18 protein-coding genes are annotated in these 20,495 nt (G+C 59.7%); 11 read left to right on the top strand and 7 right to left on the bottom strand.

What is annotated here, in order from left to right; all coding sequences use genetic code 11:
- Window positions 1-10: 10 nt before the first annotated feature.
- The 3 genes from CFB04_RS11385 (at window position 11) to CFB04_RS11375 (ending at window position 5,019) form a co-directional block, all read left to right on the top strand.
- Window positions 11-910 carry a C40 family peptidase gene (locus CFB04_RS11385; protein WP_088535383.1) on the top strand — a complete coding sequence of 300 codons (900 nt, stop codon included), beginning with the start codon at window positions 11-13 and terminating at the stop codon, window positions 908-910.
- Between the two features lie 187 nt (window positions 911-1,097).
- Window positions 1,098-2,990, top strand: a complete 1,893-nt coding sequence (gene treZ, locus CFB04_RS11380; protein WP_088535382.1) for a malto-oligosyltrehalose trehalohydrolase — start codon at window positions 1,098-1,100, stop codon at window positions 2,988-2,990.
- Complete coding sequence (locus CFB04_RS11375; protein WP_088535381.1) at window positions 2,983-5,019, top strand: amylo-alpha-1,6-glucosidase; 2,037 nt, start codon at window positions 2,983-2,985, stop codon at window positions 5,017-5,019. The genes treZ and CFB04_RS11375 overlap by 8 nt, the downstream gene beginning before the upstream one ends.
- Before the next feature lie 287 nt (window positions 5,020-5,306).
- On the opposite strand, the gene merA is transcribed toward CFB04_RS11375, so the two are convergent.
- Window positions 5,307-6,713, bottom strand: coding sequence for a mercury(II) reductase (gene merA / locus CFB04_RS11370; protein WP_088535380.1), 1,407 nt, complete (start codon window positions 6,711-6,713; stop codon window positions 5,307-5,309).
- 136 nt (window positions 6,714-6,849) lie between these two features.
- Between merA and CFB04_RS11365 the strand changes: the two genes are divergently transcribed.
- A complete protein-coding gene (locus CFB04_RS11365; protein ID WP_088535379.1) occupies window positions 6,850-7,554 on the top strand; it encodes a Crp/Fnr family transcriptional regulator in 705 nt (234 codons plus the stop codon).
- A 21-nt stretch (window positions 7,555-7,575) separates the two neighbouring features.
- Here CFB04_RS11365 and CFB04_RS11360 read toward each other — a convergent pair whose 3' ends face one another.
- Window positions 7,576-7,875 (bottom strand): PilZ domain-containing protein, encoded by a 300-nt coding sequence (locus CFB04_RS11360; protein ID WP_088535378.1) that lies wholly within the window; start codon window positions 7,873-7,875, stop codon window positions 7,576-7,578.
- A gap of 265 nt (window positions 7,876-8,140) precedes the next feature.
- On the opposite strand from CFB04_RS11360, the gene CFB04_RS11355 reads away from it, so the two are divergent.
- Window positions 8,141-8,377 carry a hypothetical protein gene (locus CFB04_RS11355; protein WP_088535377.1) on the top strand — a complete coding sequence of 79 codons (237 nt, stop codon included), beginning with the start codon at window positions 8,141-8,143 and terminating at the stop codon, window positions 8,375-8,377.
- A 62-nt stretch (window positions 8,378-8,439) separates the two neighbouring features.
- Here CFB04_RS11355 and CFB04_RS11350 read toward each other — a convergent pair whose 3' ends face one another.
- A complete protein-coding gene (locus CFB04_RS11350; protein ID WP_088535376.1) occupies window positions 8,440-9,156 on the bottom strand; it encodes an SDR family NAD(P)-dependent oxidoreductase in 717 nt (238 codons plus the stop codon).
- Between the two features lie 218 nt (window positions 9,157-9,374).
- On the opposite strand from CFB04_RS11350, the gene ychF reads away from it, so the two are divergent.
- The gene (ychF, locus tag CFB04_RS11345) at window positions 9,375-10,469 is read left to right on the top strand and encodes a redox-regulated ATPase YchF (RefSeq protein ID WP_088535375.1); all 1,095 of its coding nucleotides are present in this window, start codon (window positions 9,375-9,377) and stop codon (window positions 10,467-10,469) included.
- Window positions 10,470-10,803: 334 nt separating this feature from the next.
- Here the strand turns inward: ychF and CFB04_RS11340 are convergent, their stop codons facing one another.
- A complete protein-coding gene (locus CFB04_RS11340) occupies window positions 10,804-11,727 on the bottom strand; it encodes a PLP-dependent cysteine synthase family protein (protein ID WP_088535374.1) in 924 nt (307 codons plus the stop codon).
- A gap of 202 nt (window positions 11,728-11,929) precedes the next feature.
- Between CFB04_RS11340 and CFB04_RS11335 the strand changes: the two genes are divergently transcribed.
- Window positions 11,930-12,379 carry a YbhB/YbcL family Raf kinase inhibitor-like protein gene (locus CFB04_RS11335; RefSeq protein ID WP_088535373.1) on the top strand — a complete coding sequence of 150 codons (450 nt, stop codon included), beginning with the start codon at window positions 11,930-11,932 and terminating at the stop codon, window positions 12,377-12,379.
- 187 nt (window positions 12,380-12,566) lie between these two features.
- Window positions 12,567-13,574: a YafY family protein gene (locus CFB04_RS11330; protein WP_088535372.1), complete on the top strand. Its 1,008-nt coding sequence runs from the start codon at window positions 12,567-12,569 to the stop codon at window positions 13,572-13,574.
- Between the two features lie 95 nt (window positions 13,575-13,669).
- Here the strand turns inward: CFB04_RS11330 and CFB04_RS11325 are convergent, their stop codons facing one another.
- The 3 genes from CFB04_RS11325 to CFB04_RS11315 form a co-directional block, all read right to left on the bottom strand.
- On the bottom strand, window positions 13,670-16,117 hold the full coding sequence (locus tag CFB04_RS11325; protein WP_088535371.1) for a methyl-accepting chemotaxis protein: 2,448 nt from the start codon (window positions 16,115-16,117) through the stop codon (window positions 13,670-13,672).
- Window positions 16,118-16,186: 69 nt separating this feature from the next.
- Window positions 16,187-16,939: a substrate-binding domain-containing protein gene (locus CFB04_RS11320; RefSeq protein ID WP_088535370.1), complete on the bottom strand. Its 753-nt coding sequence runs from the start codon at window positions 16,937-16,939 to the stop codon at window positions 16,187-16,189.
- 22 nt (window positions 16,940-16,961) lie between these two features.
- Window positions 16,962-17,723: a substrate-binding domain-containing protein gene (locus tag CFB04_RS11315; protein ID WP_088535369.1), complete on the bottom strand. Its 762-nt coding sequence runs from the start codon at window positions 17,721-17,723 to the stop codon at window positions 16,962-16,964.
- A gap of 178 nt (window positions 17,724-17,901) precedes the next feature.
- Between CFB04_RS11315 and CFB04_RS11310 the strand changes: the two genes are divergently transcribed.
- Genes CFB04_RS11310 through CFB04_RS18100 form a run of 3 tightly spaced genes read left to right on the top strand, consistent with a single transcriptional unit; the run spans window position 17,902 to window position 20,225 of the window.
- A complete protein-coding gene (locus CFB04_RS11310) occupies window positions 17,902-19,083 on the top strand; it encodes a class I SAM-dependent methyltransferase (RefSeq protein ID WP_172825483.1) in 1,182 nt (393 codons plus the stop codon).
- A gap of 51 nt (window positions 19,084-19,134) precedes the next feature.
- On the top strand, window positions 19,135-19,773 hold the full coding sequence (locus CFB04_RS18105) for an HAD family hydrolase (RefSeq protein WP_172825482.1): 639 nt from the start codon (window positions 19,135-19,137) through the stop codon (window positions 19,771-19,773).
- Window positions 19,770-20,225, top strand: a complete 456-nt coding sequence (locus tag CFB04_RS18100) for a ferritin family protein (protein WP_172825481.1) — start codon at window positions 19,770-19,772, stop codon at window positions 20,223-20,225. Before CFB04_RS18105 ends, CFB04_RS18100 begins: the two co-directional genes overlap by 4 nt.
- Window positions 20,226-20,495: the final 270 nt, after the last annotated feature.

The raw sequence follows: 20,495 nt of genomic DNA, 5'->3' as shown, positions 1-20,495 counted from the left end.
AGGAGGTTTTATGCGTTTTTTCATAGTAGCCATTCTCGCCCTTGCGGCTTCTGCGCTTCCTCCCCGCCACGCGGCAGGCGCCCCTGCCTCCTACGCTGTTGCCCGGTTGCCGACACCGATGTTCAATATACCGGATTTCCCGCGTATCTTCGGCGGAAGTGACGGCGCCACGCTGGAAACTGACCGTTGCGGCCAGATCCGTCAGCTTGAGTTCGTAGCTCTCCCCGGGACGGTTTTCCGGATCGAAGGCTCGGTTGCAGATGCTCCTGTGCCGGTATACCGGGTCACTACCGAAGACTACCCATACCCCTCCAGAACCGGGTATTTCATCGATGGGCGTCTCGTGAACCTCACTTCCGAAAAGCCGCAGCAACGGCAACGCAACCTGCCGCCTCGCCGGGAGGTGATCGACCGGCTCCTGCAGGCGCAGGGAAGCATCTACGTCTGGGGCGGGAATATACGGTCCGGAATTCCGGAGCTTAGGGAGCTGTATTCCCCGAAAAAGCCGACAGCCCCGGAAACGACCGCCAGGTGGGAACTTAGAGGCGTTGACTGTTCAGGCCTTCTCTATGAAGCGACCGATGGGTATACTCCCCGCAATACGAGTGCGCTTCTGCACTTCGGAAGCGGCGTCCCCATCGCGGGACGCAGCGACGAGGAGATCATGCGGGCGGTCAAACCTCTCGATCTCATCGTATGGGACGGACATGTCCTCATCATCCTCGACCGTAACCGTGTGATCGAAAGCTACCTCGACTGTTCAGGGGAGGGGGGTGGTGTGCGGGTGCGACCGCTCCGAAACGTTCTGGAGGGGCTTCGGCCCAAACGGGAAGCCCTCGATGCGTGGCCGACCGGCGGAGGGAAGGGGACGAAGGGATTCGTAATACGGCGCTGGCACGAAGGGCAGTGACGGCGGAACACGGGAAGAAGTAAGTATTATGGACGGCGGCGGAGGTTTCTCCCCGCCGTTTTTTTATTCCATCAGGAGAATGATTGCGGGGAAGGGTTTGGTCCGGCGTGGTGCTGCCCATTTCAATACGGCCAGCGTATGTTATTATTAAAAGTGTTTTATATTACGCCGCTGGGGACCCGAAGGAATGGAGCACAAGGAAGAGCGAAGGTTGCCGGTGGGAGCAGAACTGATGCGGGGAGGAGTCCACTTCAGGGTTTGGGCACCGCTGCGCCGCGAAGTGGAGGTTGTTCTTGAAGGGGGCCCCGGTGCGCGGGGGGACGTCAGAAGGATTTCTCTGGCTTCAGAAGGTGATGGCTACTTCAGCGCATGGTGTCCTGAAGCCGCTGCGGGAACGCTGTACCGCTACCGGCTCGACAGGGAAGGACCTTACCCCGATCCTGCCTCACGTTTTCAGCCCGAAGGACCCCACGGACCTTCCCGTGTCGTAGATCCAGCCTTCTCCTGGGCGGATGATGGATGGCGGGGGGTGATGCGGCAGGACGCAGTCATCTACGAGATGCACATAGGGACATTCACCCCTGGTGGAACGTGGAGAAGCGCCATGGAGGAGCTTCCCGCGCTGCGTGATCTCGGCGTAACGGTTCTGGAGGTGATGCCGGTGGCTGAATTTCCGGGCCGGTTCGGCTGGGGGTATGACGGAGTCGACCTCTTCGCTCCAAGCCACCTCTATGGCGAGCCTGATGATTTCCGGCAGTTTGTGGACCACGCCCACACCCTCGGTCTGGGGGTCATTCTCGATGTGGTCTACAACCACCTCGGTCCCGAGGGGAATTATCTCAAGCAGTACTCGGCTTCCTATTTTACCGACCGCTACAAGACAGAGTGGGGGGAGCCGGTTAATTTCGACGGAGAGGGCTCGGGTCCGGTCCGGGAGTTTTTCATCACCAATGCGGGCTACTGGATCGGCGAGTTCCACCTGGACGGCTTGCGTCTGGATGCCACCCAGACCATCTTCGACAAGTCCCCCCGCCATGTCATCGCCTGCATGGCCGAGCGTGCACGCCTGGCCGCGGGTGAACGGTCCATCCTTCTGGTAGCCGAGAATGAGCCGCAGCAGGTAATGCTGGTACGCTCCGAGGAGGAGGGAGGGTGCGGTCTCGACCTGGTGTGGAACGACGATTTCCATCACAGTGCGTACGTTGCCCTGAGTGGGCACAATGACGCCTACTACAGCGAATACCTCGGCAATCCGCAGGAACTCGTCTCTGCGGTGAAGTGGGGGTACCTCTACCAGGGGCAACGCTATTTCTGGCAGGGGAAACGGCGGGGCACTCCTACCTTCGGAATCAACCCCGCTAGCTTCGTCAGCTTTATCCAGAACCATGACCAGATTGCCAATTCAGCCCGGGGAAAGCGGCTTCACGAGCTAACGTCTCCCGGAAGTCTGCGCGCTATGACGGCCCTCCTGCTTCTTGCCCCCTCGACGCCGATGATCTTTCAGGGGCAGGAGTTCGCTGCCTCTTCACCATTCCTCTACTTTGCCGATCTCGATCCGGATATCGTCCGGGGCGTCCGGGCGGGACGGGTCGAGTTTCTGAGCCAGTTCGCGAATATCGCATCAGCAGAGGTTTCCGACAGTCTGGACGATCCGGCTGCCCCCGCTACATTCGAAAGGTCCCGACTTAAGCCGGGGGAGCGGGGGGAGCACAATACCGTCTACCTCCTGCACCGCGACCTGATCCGGTTGCGCCGGGACGATCCTGTATTCAGGCCTGCGGCAGCCGCCAGGATAGAAGGTGCCGTACTCGGGGCGCACACTTTTCTGATCCGGTTTTTCGCCGACAGCGGCGAAAGGCTCCTTCTGGTCAACCTCGGGCGCGACCTGCGCCTGCACCCGGCTCCGGAGCCGCTCCTCGCCCCTCCCGAATTAAAGATGTGGGACACTATCTGGTCAAGTGAGAATCCGCGCTATGACGGGGAGGGGACTCCCCGGCTGGAAACCGACAACTTCTGGCTGATGCCGGGGCACAGCGCCGTCGTGCTGGCTCCGGTGGCCACAGGAGACGACCATGCATGACATTGTACGCACCATGCCGTGGACGGGCAGGAACCCGACCCGAAACGAGCTGCTCCTCAAGCGGGAGTGGCTCGTAACCAACGGGCTCGGCGGTTACGCTGCCGGCACCGTCGGCGGCGCCCTTACCCGCCGCTACCACGGCATGCTTATCGCCGCATATCCGGCGCCCCTGGGGCGCGTTCTCGTGTTCAACAAACTTACGGAGCTTCTCCGGTTCGAAGACGGAACGAAGGTCATCCTGGGGGGGGAGGAGCGGGGGGACGGGACCGTCGACCTTCAGGGTGCGGATCACCTTGTTTCCTTCACCCTGGAAGAGGGGCTCCCCGTCTGGCGGTACGAAATCAACGGTACCGTTCTCGAAAAACGCATTCTGCTAGTTCATCTGCAGAACACAGTCCACATCACCTACCGGCTGCTCCAGGGTGGGGGCGTACGGCTCAAGCTCCAGCCGGCCCTGCATTTTCGTCCCCACGAAGCACCGGTTAATGAGGAACGGGGGGAACCGTACATCCTGTCCGCGGTGGAGAACCGGTACCAGGTCTCGGCGGGAAGGCGGATGCCCGCTCTCCGTTTCGTCCTCCATGGTGAGCGCGGCACCTTCACCCTTGAGGAGAAGCATATCCCCGACATCTTCTACCGCATCGAGTACAACCGTGGATACGAGTCGAACGGCAACCTCTGGAGCCCAGGCTATTTCGCCATGGACCTTTCGGAAGGACAGGATGCGACTCTTATCGGGTCTACGGAAAAGTGGGAGACGATAAACGCCATCGATCCGGACCGGGCGATGAAGTCGGAACGGGAGCGGCGCCGACTGCTTCTGGCAGCGGCCGATCCGAGGGCGCGGTCTGGAGTGGCGGCAGAGCTGGTTATGGCGGCCGACCAGTTTATCATCACCCCCGCCGGACGCCTTGAGGACAGCGTCCGCGCACACGCGATGGGGGACGAAATCCGCACAGTCATAGCAGGGTATCACTGGTTTACAGACTGGGGGCGCGACACCATGATCTCCCTTGAGGGGCTTACCCTCTCTACGGGAAGGCACAATGAGGCGGGCTGGATTCTGCGGACATTCGCTCACTATGTCCGCGACGGCCTCATCCCGAACATGTTCCCCGAGGGGAAGAACGAGGGGCTTTACCACACTGCCGACGCTACCCTCTGGTTCTTCCACGCCGTGGACAGGTATGTGGAGGCCACTGGGGATCGCACTACACTTGCCCTGATCATGCCGCGCCTGATCGAGATCGTGGAGCGGCACATCGAGGGTACCCGCTTCAACATCGGCATCGACCCCGCTGACGGGCTCCTGCGACAGGGGGCGGAAGGGTATCAGCTCACCTGGATGGACGCGAAGGTGGGGGACTGGGTGGTTACGCCACGTCGTGGAAAGGCGGTGGAGATAAATGCGCTCTGGTACAATGCTCTGCGCCTGATGGAGCGGTGGTGCAGCGAGGAGGGGGACGAGCAGCGGGCCAGCCATCTGGCGGCCAGGGCAGGGGTTGTCTACCGCTCATTCAACGAACGCTTCTGGTACGAGGATGGGGGGCACCTTTACGACGTGGTCGACGGGGAAGAGGGTGATGATCCGGCCTGCAGGCCGAACCAGGTATTCTCCATATCCCTTCGTTATCCGGTACTCGATCCGTCACGATGGAAAACCATACTCACTCTGGTGCGTGAACGGCTTCTGACGCCGGTGGGGTTGCGGTCACTGGCTCCAGGCCATCCCGATTACAAGGCGAACTACTTCGGTGACCTCCGCTCCCGGGATGCGGCTTACCATCAGGGAACGGTGTGGCCGTGGCTGATCGGTCCTTTCGTCGACGCATGGCTGCGGGTTTTTCCGGAGGACAGGAAGGGGGCGCGGCGGTTCCTTGAACCGTTGACATCGGAGCTGAACGAGAAGTGCATAGGAAGCATCAACGAGGTCCATGACGCCCAGGACCCATACTCTCCGCGCGGATGCGTAGCCCAGGCGTGGAGCGTGGCGGAGCTGCTCAGGTGCTGGCTGAAGACGGAGGGGTGAATCCGCGAAATGAGGGAGCTGCGTCCGCAAATGCTTCATCCAGTTGCATTGATTTTCGGTGCGAATCCCGAAGCAGTCTTTCCGATGCGGCCCCAGCCACACGATTGGCGAAGGAGGGTTTGTTTGAGTTCTTGAGCAATACGGACAGGCTGCTGAGAAACGTAGCGAGGAGGGCAATATGCAAGGCGCAAACGAGCGAGGGGGCGAGGCGTAGCAGCGCTACGTTGAGCTTCCGTAGCGAGTGGCAACGTAGCAGATTGCCCCCGCAGTAGTTTCTCTGCTGCCTGTCACTCGGCGCAGCAGGAGAGGCGGCTGACATCTCTCCTGAAGCTCTGGGCGCAGAGCCGCAGACCCTCGGCCATGCTCGGGTAGACATGAAGCGTGGATGCAAGATCATCGACGGTCAGCCGTGCGCGGATGGCGAGTGCCGCTTCGTTAATGATGTCGGCTCCCCGGTCGCAGGCCAGGTGGACGCCGAGTAGCCGCATCGTCACCGGATCGGCAAGCATCTTTATCAATCCGGCAGTGTTGCCGGTTACGTGGGCTTTCGGTATCTGGTCGGCACGAAGCGTGGCGGCCGAGAATTCGATTCCTGCCTCCCTGGCCGACTCCTCACTGTGCCCCACCATTCCGATTTCAGGATCGGTAAAGATCGCCATCGGCACCGACTGGTAATCGAGCGAGCAGCCGCACCCGGGATCGAACATGTTGTCCACCGCCACGATCCCTTCCCGCGCTCCTGCCGTGGCGATCATCAAGCCGCCGGTTACATCGCCGGCCGCCCATATCCCGGGAGCGGTGGTTCGCATCTGCCCGTCCACCCTGACGAACCCGCGTCCGTCAACTTCAACTCCCGCCAGGTCGAGGCCGATATTGTCGGTGGCCGGAGCGGTGCCGGTCGCCAGAAGCAGGCGTTGCGCCCTCAGCTGCCGCTCCCCCTCCATGAGCTGGACGCTTGCACTCACTACTGCTCCTTCCCGTGCGAGGGAGCAGACCGCTGCGCCGACGTGGATCTCCATCCCTTCGGCTACAAGCGACCGATGGACCTCCTGTGCCACGTCCGCGTCGACCTGCGGAAGGAGCCGCTTTCCATGCTCCAGGACCGTGACCTTCGTTCCGAGGCGCAGAAACATCTGGCCCAGTTCCAGCGCGATTACCCCGCCTCCTACGATGAGGAGCGATTCCGGGAAGGATTTGAGCATGAGAGCGCTGCGGCTCGTAAGGTAATCCACATCGCTCAGCCCCGGCAGTTTCACGATACGGGGATACCCTCCCGTAGCAATGAGAAAGCGGTCGCACTCGATTACCTGCGAGCCGGCTCCGACGGTGCGTGGGGAGAGGAATCGCGCGGTTCCCTTCAGCACTTCGAGTCCCGGCACCTTTCGGATGATATCGAGATACCTGACCTGCCGCAGGTGCCGGACCACTTCATCTTTCTGCCGCATCATTTCGGTGAAATCTACCGGTTCTTCCCGCACCCGCACGCCGCGAGAGGCACCCCTCTTTGCTTCGGCCGGGAAAAGGGCATCCCGGATGAGGGTCTTGCTCGGAATGCACCCCCAGTTTACGCAGGTACCCCCCAGCTCGCCCTTCTCGATCATGAGCACCTTCGCTCCCAGGGATTGTGCCCTCAGTGCGGCGGCGAACGCCGTAGATCCGGAGCCGAGAATGACAAGGTCGGGCTTTGCGGTCATGCAGCCTCCTTAGCAGTACCTGATAGATGAGTTTACCGCAAGGCAAGGCAGGCACCAGCAACTTTCATGAAAAAGAAGAGGGGGCACTTGAGTTCCTCACTGCACCTTCGTATAATCGTCGCCACTGGAGGGGAAGATGGACAATCTGACTATACTGAAAAAATCGATGCTCTTCGCAGGGCTGGAGGACGAGCATCTGGAGGAGCTTTCCGCAATCGCGACCCGTCGCACCGTGGCCCGCGGTGAGACCCTTTTCTCGGAGGGGGAGCCCGCCACCGGGTTCTACCTTCTTGCTTCCGGGAGCATCAAGCTCTGCAAGATCTCTCCCGACGGGAAAGAGAAGGTGCTTCATTTCGTGCATCCAGCCGAAACTTTTGCAGAAGCGGCGTTTTTCGGGGATGGAAGATATCCGGCCGAGGCGCGGGCCACGGAGCGGAGCGAGGCGCTTCTTTTTCCACGGGAACCCTTCATGGGGCTTCTCGAACGCAACCCGAAGTTCTCCCTCAATCTGATCGTGTCGCTGTCGCTCCTGCTTCGCCGGTTTGCACGGCAGATCGAGGAGCTCTCCTTCGCTGAGGTTCCGAACCGGCTTGCCTCTTACCTGGTGGAACTGGCGGGGCGAAAATCGACGACGTATCAGGGGAAGACCTATTTCGATCTCGATATGAAGAAGGGGGAGCTCGCTTCCCGCCTCGGGACCGTAAGCGAGACGCTGTCGCGCGCGTTCCGTAAGCTGAAAGAGGAGGGAGTGCTGGAAATGGAGGGGAGCCATGTCATAGTCCTCGACATGGCCCGTCTCAAGATGTTGTCGGGGGGCGGTCCGCAGCAGGAGGGCAGATGACGGCAACGATGCTGTGCGCTGTCAGGCGCCGGTCTTGTTGAGGAGTGCCAGGGAGTCTATATCGATCTTCTGAAAATTGAAGCCGATTCCGTCCTCAGCGTTTCGTACCACCGTTCCCTGAAGGCTGAAGGAAAGATCTGAGCTTAGGCCATGAAAGTAAATGGTCACTTCGGCCTGTTCGTTCACCGGGATTTTCTGTTCCGTCTTTACAAAGAGGCCCTTCAGGCTGAGGTTGTCCACTTCACCCTTGAATGTGGTTCCCTTGTAATTGATGACGGCTTCGGTCTGGCACTCGGTACGTTCGAATTTGCGACTGTTCATCGTAGCCTCCTTCGCTGCAGCGTTCTCCATTCATAATCCATCTGCCGGTCCGGTGCAAGAGTTAAATGAGGGGTGACGGGGGCTCCCCGGAACGCCGATGCCGCAAATGAGGCATGGGATGGCTCATTTGGAGAAGGGGACGCGCCCGGCCGGAGCGGACGGTTCGGCAAACACCGCAGATTCGGGGGCTTGACGGCTGCCGGAGGCATGGCATACTTCATGCTGAATGTCCAGAGCTGTATCAAATTCTATGTCGAGGTGCTACATGAAAAAAGTTTTCTCCTCCGTAGTTGCTGCACTGGTAGCTGTTGCTTTCGCCGGCGTCGTTTTCGCTGCCGAGCCCGCACCGCAGGGTGCAATGCCTCCGGGCCACCCGCCGGTTGCCAAGGAAGAAAAAGCTCCGGCTAAGAAAGCCAAGAAAGCAAAGAAAGCCAAGAAGGCAAAGAAAGCAGAAGAGAAGAAGGAAGAAGCTCCGGCAGCAGCTCCGGCTGAGCAGAAGTAACCTCTTTTCCCTTGTCGGAAAAAGCCGCATCCCTGATGGGTGCGGCTTTTTTATTCAGGGCTTTACAATCTGCTGTAGACAGAGTCGGGCATGTTCCGCATCAGTGCTGCGATGAGCCGGTAGCGCTTGGTAACGTACGCCACCGGTTCCTTTTTTTCGATAGCCTCGGCGATCTGATCGGCCGCTTTTTTCGCCGAAGCGACAAGCATCCCCTCCTTCTTCCCGATCATCGGCGTAGCCACTAGCCCCGGGCGTATATCGGATATTCTGATGTCTTTCCCCAGCTTTTTCGCCTTGATCCGCAGCCCTTCGAGATAATTGGAGACATACGCCTTCGATGCGTTGTAAGCCGGCGAGCTCCATCCGCCCCGCAGGGCCCGGAAGGAAGATATCCCCACGATGTGCCCTCCCCCCTTTTCGCAGAAGTAGCGGAATGCGGCGGTGGCCATCGCGGTGAATCCGACGACATTAACGTTTATCGTATCTAACTCGCTCTCCCACATAAGATCGGGGTTGTGGAAGCTGATTCCCGAGCTGATCACCACAAGTTCCATTCCCCCCATCTCCGTTATGAGCTCCCTCAGACTATCCATCGCTTTTTCCGGCTCGGCGAGGTCGATCTGTCTGACGTACGTCTTACGCGGGATTTCCTTCTGCAGCGCCTCCAGTGCATCTGTCCGCCGTGAAGCCAGTCCCACCGTATGTCCCTTCGCCGCGAGAGCATGCGCCAATTCCCGGCCGATGCCGGAGGATGCGCCGACGATTATCGAATTTTTCATCGAAGGTTCTCCTTAGGGTGACAGTAAATGAAGTTTAATTTTATTTAATTAGCTGTCAAGGCCGCGCTCTCGACTTTAACATCTAGACACCAATACCCATCTATTGACATCCCGACCTCATTTAATGTAGCCTTCCCTTTCCGGAAGGAAGTGCTCCGAAAGCATAGTCTCAGGGCGAGGTTTCTCGCCCTTTCATTTTGTCCAAAAGGATACGAAAAATGGGTTTCAACTGCGGTATTGTCGGCCTTCCCAATGTGGGAAAATCCACCATCTTCAATGCTCTGACTTCGGCTGGGGCGGAGTCTGCCAATTATCCCTTCTGCACCATCGACCCCAACGTCGGGATCGTCCAGGTGCCCGACCCCCGGATGCAGAAGCTGGCGGAGCTGGTGAATCCGGAGCGGATACTTCCTACGACCATCGAGATCCTCGACATTGCGGGGCTCGTGAAGGGTGCGAGCAAGGGGGAGGGGCTCGGGAACCAGTTCCTCGGCCACATCCGTTCCGTGGACGCGATCATTCACGTGGTTCGCTGCTTCGAGGACGAGAACATCGTCCATGTCGACGGAAGTATCGACCCGGTTCGCGATATCGAGATAATCCAGACCGAGCTGGCCCTTGCCGATCTGGACACGGTCGAAAAGCGGCTCCAGCGGGTCGAGAAGCTCGCAAAGAGTGGCGACAAGAAAATGAAGGAGGAGGCGGATTTTTTCCAGCTGGTGAAGCGGTCGCTGGAAGAGGGGAAGGGTGCGCGCGGGACTGCGGAAACCGACGAAGAAAAGCTCATGCTGCGCGATCTGCACCTGCTGACCGACAAGCCGGTCCTCTACGTGGCCAATGTGAGCGAGGAGGACCTGGCGGGAAACCATCCTGCGGTCGGGCGCGTTCGGGAGCTTGCCGAGCGGGAAGGTGCCAAGGTCGTAGTCATCTGCGGGAAGGTGGAGGCGGAGATAGCGGAGCTGGATGAGGAGGAGAAGGAGAGTTTTCTGGCCGAAATGGGGCTTTCCGAATCGGGACTCGACCGGCTGATCCGGAGCGGCTACGACCTGCTGGGGCTCATCACCTACTTTACCGCCGGGAAAAAGGAGGTCCGCGCCTGGACCATTCCCGCCGGGACCAAGGCGCCTCAGGCCGCGGGGGTGATCCACTCCGATTTCGAAAAGGGGTTCATCCGCGCCGAAGTGATCGCGTATAACGACTACATAGCCGCAGGCGGCGAGTCAGGTGCCAAAGAGAAGGGGCTCATGCGGCTCGAAGGGAAGGAGTATGTGGTGCAGGATGGGGACGTCATGCACTTCCGTTTCAACGTGTAGAAGGAGGTCGCTGAAAACCAGCCATCTAGCCGCCCTCCTCGAAAGCCGCCTTGTGCGGCGTAGCGCAGCTACGCCTCCGCGGGACTTTCTGCGGGTGCGACGATCTGACTGTTTTTGAGCGACCTTTAGCAGTGCCCAGCCAATGAAAACAATAAAAAAAGCCCCGGGAACGCCCGAGGCTTTTTATTTTACCGCACTTCGACGTGCTTGGGGACGCCAGATTCGCGATGATTCCGTCGTCGGCGACGACCGATGGCCCGCAGGCGTAGCAGCGCTACGTCGAGGAGCAGGAGGAGGAACCGGCGGCGGAAGGGCGCGAATATGGCGTCGCCTCTCAAGGCGGGCAGCAGGCGCAGACTGAGCGAAACAACGTCGTGCTCAGATACCGGTCCCCCCTGTCGGGAAGAATGACGACTATGGTGCCGCTCGACATTTCCTTCGCTATCTGGAGAGCGCCGGCTACGGCGGCGCCGCTGGACATGCCGACAAAAAGGCCTTCCCGGATCGCCAGTTCCCGCGCGGTCGAAAATGCTATTTCGTCCTCCACCGTGAGCTTCTCGTCCAGCGATTCCTCCCGGTAGATCTCCGGAACTATCGCCTCCTGCATGTTCTTCAATCCCTGCACCTTGTGACCGAGGCGGGGTTCTATCCCTACTATCTTCACCCCCGGCTTCTTCTCCTTGAAGAAGCGGCTCGTCCCCATGAGCGTTCCGCTCGTCCCCATCCCCGCCACGAAGACGTCGATGTCTCCTCCGGTCTGACGCATGATTTCCGGTCCGGTCGTCTCGTAGTGGGCAAGGACATTGTTCGGATTTGCGTACTGGTTGGGCATGTAATATTTATCCGGATTTTCCTGGAGGATACGGTGGGCGAGGCGGATCGCCCCGTCAGTAGCCTCCTCGGAAGGGGAGAGAACCAGTTCTGCGCCGAAGGCTTCCAGGACGCTTCGTCGCTCCATGCTGACGCAGGCGGGCATGACGAGCTTCACCCAGTAGCCGCGGGAGGCACCTAGCATCGCGAGGGCGATGCCGGTGTTGCCGGAAGTCGGTTCCAGAATTACCTTTTCGCGGGTGAGATCGCCGCTCTCTTCAGCTCTGGTGAGCATGTAGAGCGCCGGACGGTCTTTCACCGACCCTCCGGGGTTGTTACCCTCGAGTTTGGCAAGAATCCTGACCCGCGGGTTCGGATTGATGGTGTTGAGTTCGACGAGGGGGGTGTTGCCGATGCTTCGGGCGAGGGAGAAGGGACGTTTTCCCATTACGGGTGCCTCGTTGGAGGAAGTGAGCGGCCGTTGTGCGCCCGCTGAAACAAGGTTGGATGATACTAAAAGAGCCCGGCAAATACAACGGCGAATTCCCCTTCAACTGTTGCGTATGCTCTGCGTGGGGATATCCTTTTCTCAAAGGGCGCCTCTTCGGTGCCCCCCATCACGCACCGGCCCGAAAGGAGGCGAAGCACCTATGGCAAGCATGACGCTGACCAGTCCGGCGTTTCAGCCGAACGAAAAAATTCCGCCAAGATACACCTGTGACGGCGATAACATCAACCCGCCGTTGCATATTCATGACGTGCCTCTAGGGACCAGGTCCCTGGCGCTCATAGTGGATGACCCGGACGCTCCGAAGGGGACCTGGACGCACTGGATAGTCTGGAACATCAATCCGCGGACGCCCGAGATTGCCGAAAACACCGTGCCGCGGGAGTCGTATGCGGGTAAGAACACCTGGCACCGCAACAGCTACGGCGGCCCCTGTCCCCCTTCCGGGACGCACCACTACTTCTTCAAGCTGTATGCGCTCGATACGGTCCCGGAGCTGGCGGGAAACGCCTCCCGGGAGCAGCTGGAAGAGGCAATGGAAGGTCATGTGGTAGCGACCGCAGAGCTGGTAGGCCTGTACGGAAGGGCGTGACGGGCGGAGCAGCTAAAATCAGGTTGAGGTTGAGGTAAAGGTTGAGTAAAAGCTGAACCTAAACCTAAACCTAAACCTAAACCTAAACCTAAACCTAAACCTAAACCTGCCTTTAAACCCCCTTTTCCTGAACAGCGCCATCGGGTATGATCTCTTCTCGCGGCGGGAAGCCGCGGGAGGAGCCATTATGGAACGGGGAAGGCCGGCCAGGAAGTACTCGCAGGCTGCAAGGATGCACGATGTAATAAGGCTTATCGAGGCGAGGCACGGCATTACCGTCAGGGAGCTGGCGGAGGAGAGCGGGGTCGATCGCCGGACCGTCTACCGTGACCTGGCGGCGATCCAGGAGGCGGGGTACCCGCTCGTTGCGGACTGGGAGAATGGCGAGCGGAGCTACCGTTTTCTTACCAGGTTCAAGGACGTCCCCCCCATCAGTTTTACCGTGGAGGAGCTGATGACGCTCCACTTTCTCCGCTCCCAGCTCGACTTCCTCAAGGGGAGCCCCTTCGAGCAGGATATAGACGCCATATTCCGCAAGATCAACTCGGTGTTGCCCCCACGGTACGCCGCTCACCTGGAAAGGATCGGCCGCGTTACGGTTCCTCTGCACCAGGGTGGGCGTGATTACCGCAAAGTGTTCGACCAGCTGAAGCTTCTGCGGGAAGCCCTTATATACCAGTACCGCGTGACGATGACCTACGGCGCCAAAGGGAAGGGGAGTCCGGCCTCCTATGAGGTAGATCCTTACACGCTCCTCTTTTTCAAGGGGGGGCTTTACCTGCTCGGTTACGCACACAACCGGAAGGCGCTGCGAACCTTCGCCATCGAGAGGATCGGCTCCGTTGAAATGCAGCGGGAGCGGTTCGAGATGCCGGAGGGCTACCTTCCCGAGGAGCAGCTGAGGCATGCGTTCGGCATCGTGGATGAGGTTCCCATGCGGGTGCGGCTCCGGTTTTCGCCGCTCCTTGCGCACCTGGCACGGGAGCGGCTCTGGCATCCGAGCCAGCAGGTGGCGGAAGAGGGGGATGGAAGCGCGACTCTCACCTTTGAGGCGGGGGGGAGGATGGAAATTCTCTCCTGGATCCTCTCACATGGCCGGCATGTGGAGGTGCTGGAGCCGGCTGACCTGCGGGAGGAGCTGCGCCGGATGATTGCCGCGATGGCGGAGATGTACGGCGGGGTGCCCGGGAGGTAATAAAAAACGCGACACCCTTTCCGGGGTGCCGCGTTCTTTAGGTCATGAATGCCCTGTTAGTCCCTGCTTTCAGAAAGTCACGGCGAGTAGTGCGTTCAGACCCTGAACCATGCGACCATGCCGTTCAGCTCTACGGCCAGCTTGGAGAGGTTCTCGGAGGAGCCCTTTATGTCGCCGCAGGAGTGTCTCAGCTCCCGTGCGATATTGGCGATGCTCTCCATGTTGTTGGATATGTCGTCGGTGGAGGATGACTGCTGCTCCGCTGCCACGGCGATACGTTGCACCATGTCGGTGACGCGGCTGACGTAGTTGACGATCTCGTCGATGGACTGCAGGGTGTTGTTCACATGATCCAGCACCTTTCCCACCGATTCGCGCTCGTCCTTCATGAATTCGACCGACTCCGATACGCTCCCCTGCATGCTGCTGACGGTCCGGGATATCTCGTCGGTGGCGGCGGCCGTCTTTTCGGCGAGTGCCCTGACCTCGTCCGCTACGACGGCGAAGCCTCTTCCCTGCTCACCTGCTCGCGCCGCTTCGATGGCTGCATTGAGGGCAAGAAGGTTTGTCTGGTCGGCGATGTCCTTGATGAGGGATACGACTTCGCTGATCTGCTCCGACTGCTGCCCCAGAGACTCCACCTTGTCGGCGGCTTCCTTCACCGTTTCGGCGAACTTGTTCAGCTCCGCCACCGTCGAGTGCATGGCATCCTTCCCGTGGCTCGCGATCTCGCTCATTTTCACCGCAGCGGTGGAGGTGTCGAGTGAGTTCTGCGCGACTTCGGTGGTGGTCTGGGCCATCTCGGTCATTGCCGCCGACGACTGCTCCATTCTTGCCGACTGCTCTTCTGTCCCCTGCTCGACGGTGACGGCCGTTGCCGACAGCTCTTCGGCGCTGCTGGCCAGGCTGTTGGTGGCTTCCTTGATCTTGCCCACCATGTTGCGGAGATTGTCTATCATCGTCGCCATCGAACGTTGAACCGCACTGATTTCATCTTTCGACGAGGCAGTGATGTTCACTCCCAGGTTCCCGCCTGCGACATCTTCCGAAATTTTCTGGAGGGCGTGCAGGGGGGTGGAGATCGAACGGTACACCCATGTTCCGAATCCTACGCCGAACAGAACCGCTCCGATGCTGATGGCGGCTATCAGGAGAATGCTGAAGCGGACCATCTTGTTGACTGTGCTTATCGCCTTCTCCTGGTCCCCCTGGGCGGTGGATACCGTCTGTTTCCCCTCTTCCGCCTGTTTCAGCACGATCTCCCGCAGCTTGCCGGTGGCCGCCAGGGCTTTTTCGTTCATGAGCAGCTGGTGCCGAATTTTTCCGATGACCCCGTCCTTAACCATCAGGATGTCGCGGATCGAGTTCAGGGCGGCTACGGAGTTCTGAAGAATCCTGAGTTCACCCTTCGCATTCAACTTCCTGAGCGAGTTCTCCAGGTTTCCGGCCACCGTGCCCACGCGTCCGAGGGTCTTGCGGAGTTCAGCTTCGACGGCATCCACCTCCTTGGATGAGCGCACCGTGAAAAGTCTGGTGGCTAGGCCTTCTACCGTCAGGCCCAGCGCCACAAGCTCGGAGTTGCCCACAAGGACGCCGGTCGCCGCGTTGGAGTTGCTGAAGAGGCCGCTCTGGTTCCCGGTCTCTACACCCATCCGTTCTCCGGCGATGGTCACCTCCTGCTCCACGACGAGGATAACCGAGTTCAGCTTCTCGTTGAGTTCAGTAACCAGGGCGTCCCTTGACCCGGTATCCGCACCCGCCTGGCCCACGACCGACGACTGGAGCTTTATCAGCTCGGCGGCCTTGGTAGCGAGGAACCTGATATCGCCGGCCACTGCCTCGGAAGTTTTCAGGAACTCGTTCTGGTTAGCCTTGTTCACTGCGGCGTTGATCTTCCCCTGGGCGATCAGCACCCCTTTCTTGCTCTGGGCCTTCTGGACCTCGAAAAAGCCCAGCTGGAAATCCTTGAGGGTGAGGCGCAGCAGCTCCAGGCTCCTGACTCTCGAAGTGACGTCCCTCGTCTTGTCGACCGACTTGACGTAAGAGTTCGATGTGGAAGACTGCAGCCCCTTTATCTTGCCGTCCAGCTCCCGAAGTCTGCTCCCTGTTTCGCCAAGCTTCTGGCTGATGGTCCTGTTTGCCGTCACCGCATCGTCTTCCGCCTTGAGCCGCCCTTCGGTGATCGAGAAAAGTTCGTTGGCTATGGCTGTAAGCTCCTCGTGGGTGCTCCGCGTGGTGCCGCTGATGGTCTCCAGTGTCTTCTGGGTCTCCAGGACCTCCGCAAGAGACTTCTCCGCCTCTGCCCGGAAAGTTTTGAATTCCTGTGCGTTCTTGGAGGCCCCGACCTTGGTCAGGTCTCCCGTTACCCCCTGAATGGCCCTCTGGAACTCGATGGTCCTGATCTGGAAGGGAGTGCTGCGCTGGGTGAGGTAATGGAGCTTGCTCTTCACGAAGCCCATGCCGATGATGCTCGTCGCCGCTACTGCTGCGATGATTACCATGACGATAACGACGTTGAGCGTCAACTTTCCCTTGATGGTCATACAGAGGCCTCCACGAAAATGATTGCAGCGGGGCGCTGCCGGGTCTCAAGGCAGCGCCCCTTGGTACAATTACTTGATGTATTTCTGTCCTTCACCCTTGACGAAGTCGATGAGCTTCTGGACCTTGGCCGAGGGTTTCCCCTTGGTGATGAGGATGATGGGGCTTGTCAGCTCCACGTCCATCTCCACCGGCTTGAAGGTGTCGTCTGCGAAGGAGAGGGGATCGATGCCGATGCCCTCCGGGTTGGAAGCGACGGTCTGCTTGATGCTGGCGTAGTCGGTCGCTTCCAGGTGTTCCTTGGTCACCGGCTCGCCGTCAAGAATACCCTTCACGAACTGGGCATTCTGCCCCGGGCTGTTCTTGCCCCAGACCACGATGATGTCCTTGTCCGGGCCGCCGACTTCCTTCCAGTTGGCGATCTTGCCGGTGAAGATCCCCTTCAGCTGCGCCTTGCTGAGCTTCTTCACCGTGTTGTCCTTGTGGACAAAGGCCACGGTCTTGTTCTTCGCCACAGGGGTAACCTGGAGGGAAGCGGGATCGACCTTCACGCCATCCTTCTCGGCGCCGGCGATCATACCTTCGAGGGCGACGGCGGAGACTGCGGCATCCAGCTTGCCCTGGACCAGGTCGATGAGCCCGTTCTTCGGCGTGCTCTGGAGATTGATGAGATTCATTCCGGTAGCCTTCTCGAAATGGGGCTTGACTGGGACGAAGGCGGTGGCGATGGAAGCGCCCCCTCCGCCGACCTTGATTTCTTCCGCTCCCGCGGCTCCCGCCACCGTAAGTGAAAGAAGTGCGAGTACCAGTGCTGCTTTGCGCATGACATACCTCCTGTTGATGAAATTACTGCTTGATGTATTTTTGTCCTTCACCCTTGATGAAGGTCAGCAGTTTCTGTACTTTCGCGGAAGGCTTCCCTTTCGTGACCAGCACGATGTCCCGGGTTACTTCCGGCGCTTCCACGGCTTTGATGCTGCCGTCGAGGATGGCGACGGGGCCGATTCCGATGGCCGACGGATTCGCGGCTATGTTCTGCCGGACATCTTCGGCGGTGGTGGCTTCCACGAGATCGGTCGTCACCGGCGTGCCGTCCAGCACCCTTGCCGAGAACATGCTGTTCGTTCCCGGGATCAGCTTCCCCCACACGATCAGAACCGGGGTATCGCTCCCCCCCACGTCCTTCCAGTTCTCCGTCCGGCCGCTGAAGATCCCCTGGAGCTGTTCCCTGGAGAGTTTAGTGACCGGGTTCTCCTTGTTGACGATCACCACGATCCGGTCGCGGCCGATCACCGTCTGCTGCAGGGCCGCGGGGTCCTTGACCGGGGCCCCTTCCTTTTCCATCAGCTTCATCCAGTCCTGGAACGAAAGCCCGGCAGCCGCTGCCTCCACCGACCCCTTATCCATTTCCAGCAGGGCGTTTTTCGGTCCCGACGAGATTATGGTCAGCCTGATGCCGGTTGCCTTTTCGAATGGATCCTTCACCGGCTTGAGCACGTTTTCGGTGGGAGCTGCGCCTGCTCCTATTACTAGCTCCTCTCCCCGGGAGGTGCCGGAAGTCAGAACCAGACTGCAGAGAGCCGCCAGTACGACATAAAGCTTTTTCATGTAAACCTCCTTCTGGTGAGTACAGACTATAGATGGCGCTTCGGCGTTAGAAACTTGTACTTTAGTTCTTTGTGTAAAAATGGTTTACAACTCGGTAAAAATACTTTACATCCGCCGATCCCCCCTTCTCTTCCAGGTGGGCGGGCCCGGTTGACAAACGCAGGCCCATGCACTATAAATGATCGACTTTCAGGAGGTTGTGGTGGAGCAGAAAGGGAAAAGCAGGCTGCATGAGGTCCTTGTCGACAGAATAGGGACACGGGGTAAGATCACCTTTGCGGAATTCATGGCTGCGTGCCTCTACGAGCCGGGGCTCGGGTACTATACCTCTCCCGGGCGAAAGGTCGGGGCCGAAGGGGACTTCTATACGAGCAGCAACGTCCATGCGGTGTTCGGCAGGCTCATAAGCCGGGAGCTTTGCCGGATGTGGGAGAACCTGGGAGAGCCCTCCGGCTTCTCCGTTGTGGAGGTCGGAGCAGGGGGAGGCCGCCTCGCCCGGGATATCCTCGACGCGATCCGTGAGCTGAACCCGCGCTGCTACGACGCGCTTACCTACCGTCTGATCGAGAAGGAACCATCGCTCCGGTCGGCGCAGCAGGAAATCCTTGCCGCTCACCCCGACAAGCCGGCGTGGAGCACTCCGGAGGAACTCTCCGCCGGAAGCCTCAGGATTACAGGCTGCATCCTTTCCAACGAGCTGATCGATTCCTTCCCCACCCATGTGGTCGAGATGACCCGCGCCGGGCTCCAGGAAGTCTACGTCACGGCGGTGAACGGCGATCTCATGGAAATCGCCGATGCTCCTTCAACCCCCGAGATCGAGCAGTACCTGCAGGAGGATGGGGTCGTTCTGCATGAAGGGCAGCGAGCCGAAGTAAACCTGGCCGCGCTCCGCTGGATCGAGGCTGCCGCCGCTGCCCTTGAAAGAGGTTTCGTTCTGACCATCGACTACGGATACCTGGCTGACGAACTGTATGCCCCTGCAAGGAAAAACGGCACCCTCCTCTGCTATTACCGTCATACAACCGAGGAGGACCCGTATGCCCGTCTCGGTGAGCAGGACATAACCACCCATGTCGATTTTACGGCCCTTTCCCGCGGGGGTGAGCGGGCGGGGCTGCGGACCGTCTGGTACGGGGAGCAGTACCGGTTCCTCATGGGGGCCGGGATGATGGAGGAGATCATGGCGCTGGAAGAGCGTGCCGGATCGGAGGAGGAGCGGCTCAAGAACAGGCTCGCCCTCAAGAAGCTCATCCTTCCGGACGGCGGCATGGGGGACACGTTCAAGGTGCTAGTGCAGGCGAAGGGGGTGGCGGAGCCGCGGCTTCTGTGCATGCGCGATTGGGGAAGCGGGTTTTGACAGCCTGACTTCGGGTGGTAGACTTGCTTAATGAACGGCGACGGAAGAATTGTGAACAATCATATCAGAAGCCTCATTTTCGATCTTGACGGTACCCTCTACGTCAGCGCCGATCTTGGACGCGCGATAACGGAAACCGCGTGCGGCTATCTTGCCGACCTCAAGGGGATAAGCGTTTCCGAAGCCGAAACGCTGGTTGCCCGCACAAGGAAAGCCCTCACCGAGCGGAGCGGCTCTGCCGCAACCCTGAGCCAGGCCTGCGTGGAGCTTGGAGGGGACCTGCGGGATCTGCATCACAAGTTTGCCTCCGAACTGGAGCCGGAACGCTTCATCCGGACGGACGAGCGGGTGGTGGAGCTGATACGGCTGCTGGCCGGCGGATTCGAACTCTTCGTCTACACCAACAACAACCGGCGCCTTGCCGAGCGGATCATGAAGACCATCGGAGTGAGCGGCCTGTTCCAGCGCGTCTTCACCATCGAGGAAACCTGGAAGCCTAAGCCGGACCGGGAGACGCTGGAGTTTATTCTTCGCGAGATCGGAAGGAAACCCGAAGAGTGTCTGTTCGTGGGGGACCGCTACGACGTGGATCTGCGCCTCCCCGCAGACCTTGGGTGCGCCGTCTGTCTTGTCAAGAGCGTCGAGGAGCTGTTTCCACTTTGCAAATTACTACACGAGGAGAGTTTATGACGGAGAGCAGGAAGGAAACCCTCGATGCCATCATGCGGGCGCTGGAGCTGGAGAAGGAGACATTCGACTTCTATGTCGAGGCCGAGCAGAAGACGTTCCACCCGGCGGGAAAGCGCATGTTCCGGTGGCTCGCCAAGACTGAGGAGGAGCACTACCTGCGTCTGAACGAACTCTATTCCTCCCTCCATGAGGGGGGGCGCTGGGTTTTCTACGGCGGCTCCACCATCACGCTGGATGCCGAAGGGGCGGACCATGTCGGTTTCGGCACCGACGACCTTGAGGCGCTCAAGGTGGCGATGGACATAGAGCGGAAGGGGATCGACTTCTTCGAGTCGCTTGCAGCGCGGACCAGCGACCCCGACGGCAAGGCGATGCTGGAGAGGCTCCGGGACGAGGAGAAGGAGCATCTGCGGGTGATCGAGGAAAAGTACACAGCCTTGACGGGAAACTAGGGGGCGACGCCATATTCGCTCCCTTCCGCCGCCGGCTCCTCCTTAGGCTCCTCGACGTAGCGCTGCTACGCCTGCGGGCCGTCTGTCGTCGCCGACGACGGAATCATCGCGAATCTGACGTCGCTTGTAGCCTGTTGTTGAAACCCAGGTTGTTCAAAAACAGACAGATCGTCGCACCCGCAGAAAGCCACAAGGCGTAGCTGCGCTACGCCGCACACGGCGGCTTTCGAGGACGGCGGCGAGATGGTTGTTTTTCAACAACCGCATTAG

Origin of the sequence: Geobacter sp. DSM 9736 (genome assembly GCF_900187405.1) — a bacterium.
In the GTDB taxonomy this organism is placed as follows: Bacteria; Desulfobacterota; Desulfuromonadia; order Geobacterales; family Geobacteraceae; genus DSM-9736.
Note: the sequence above shows the minus strand (reverse complement) of the source record. Positions and strands in the feature narration are given on the sequence as shown.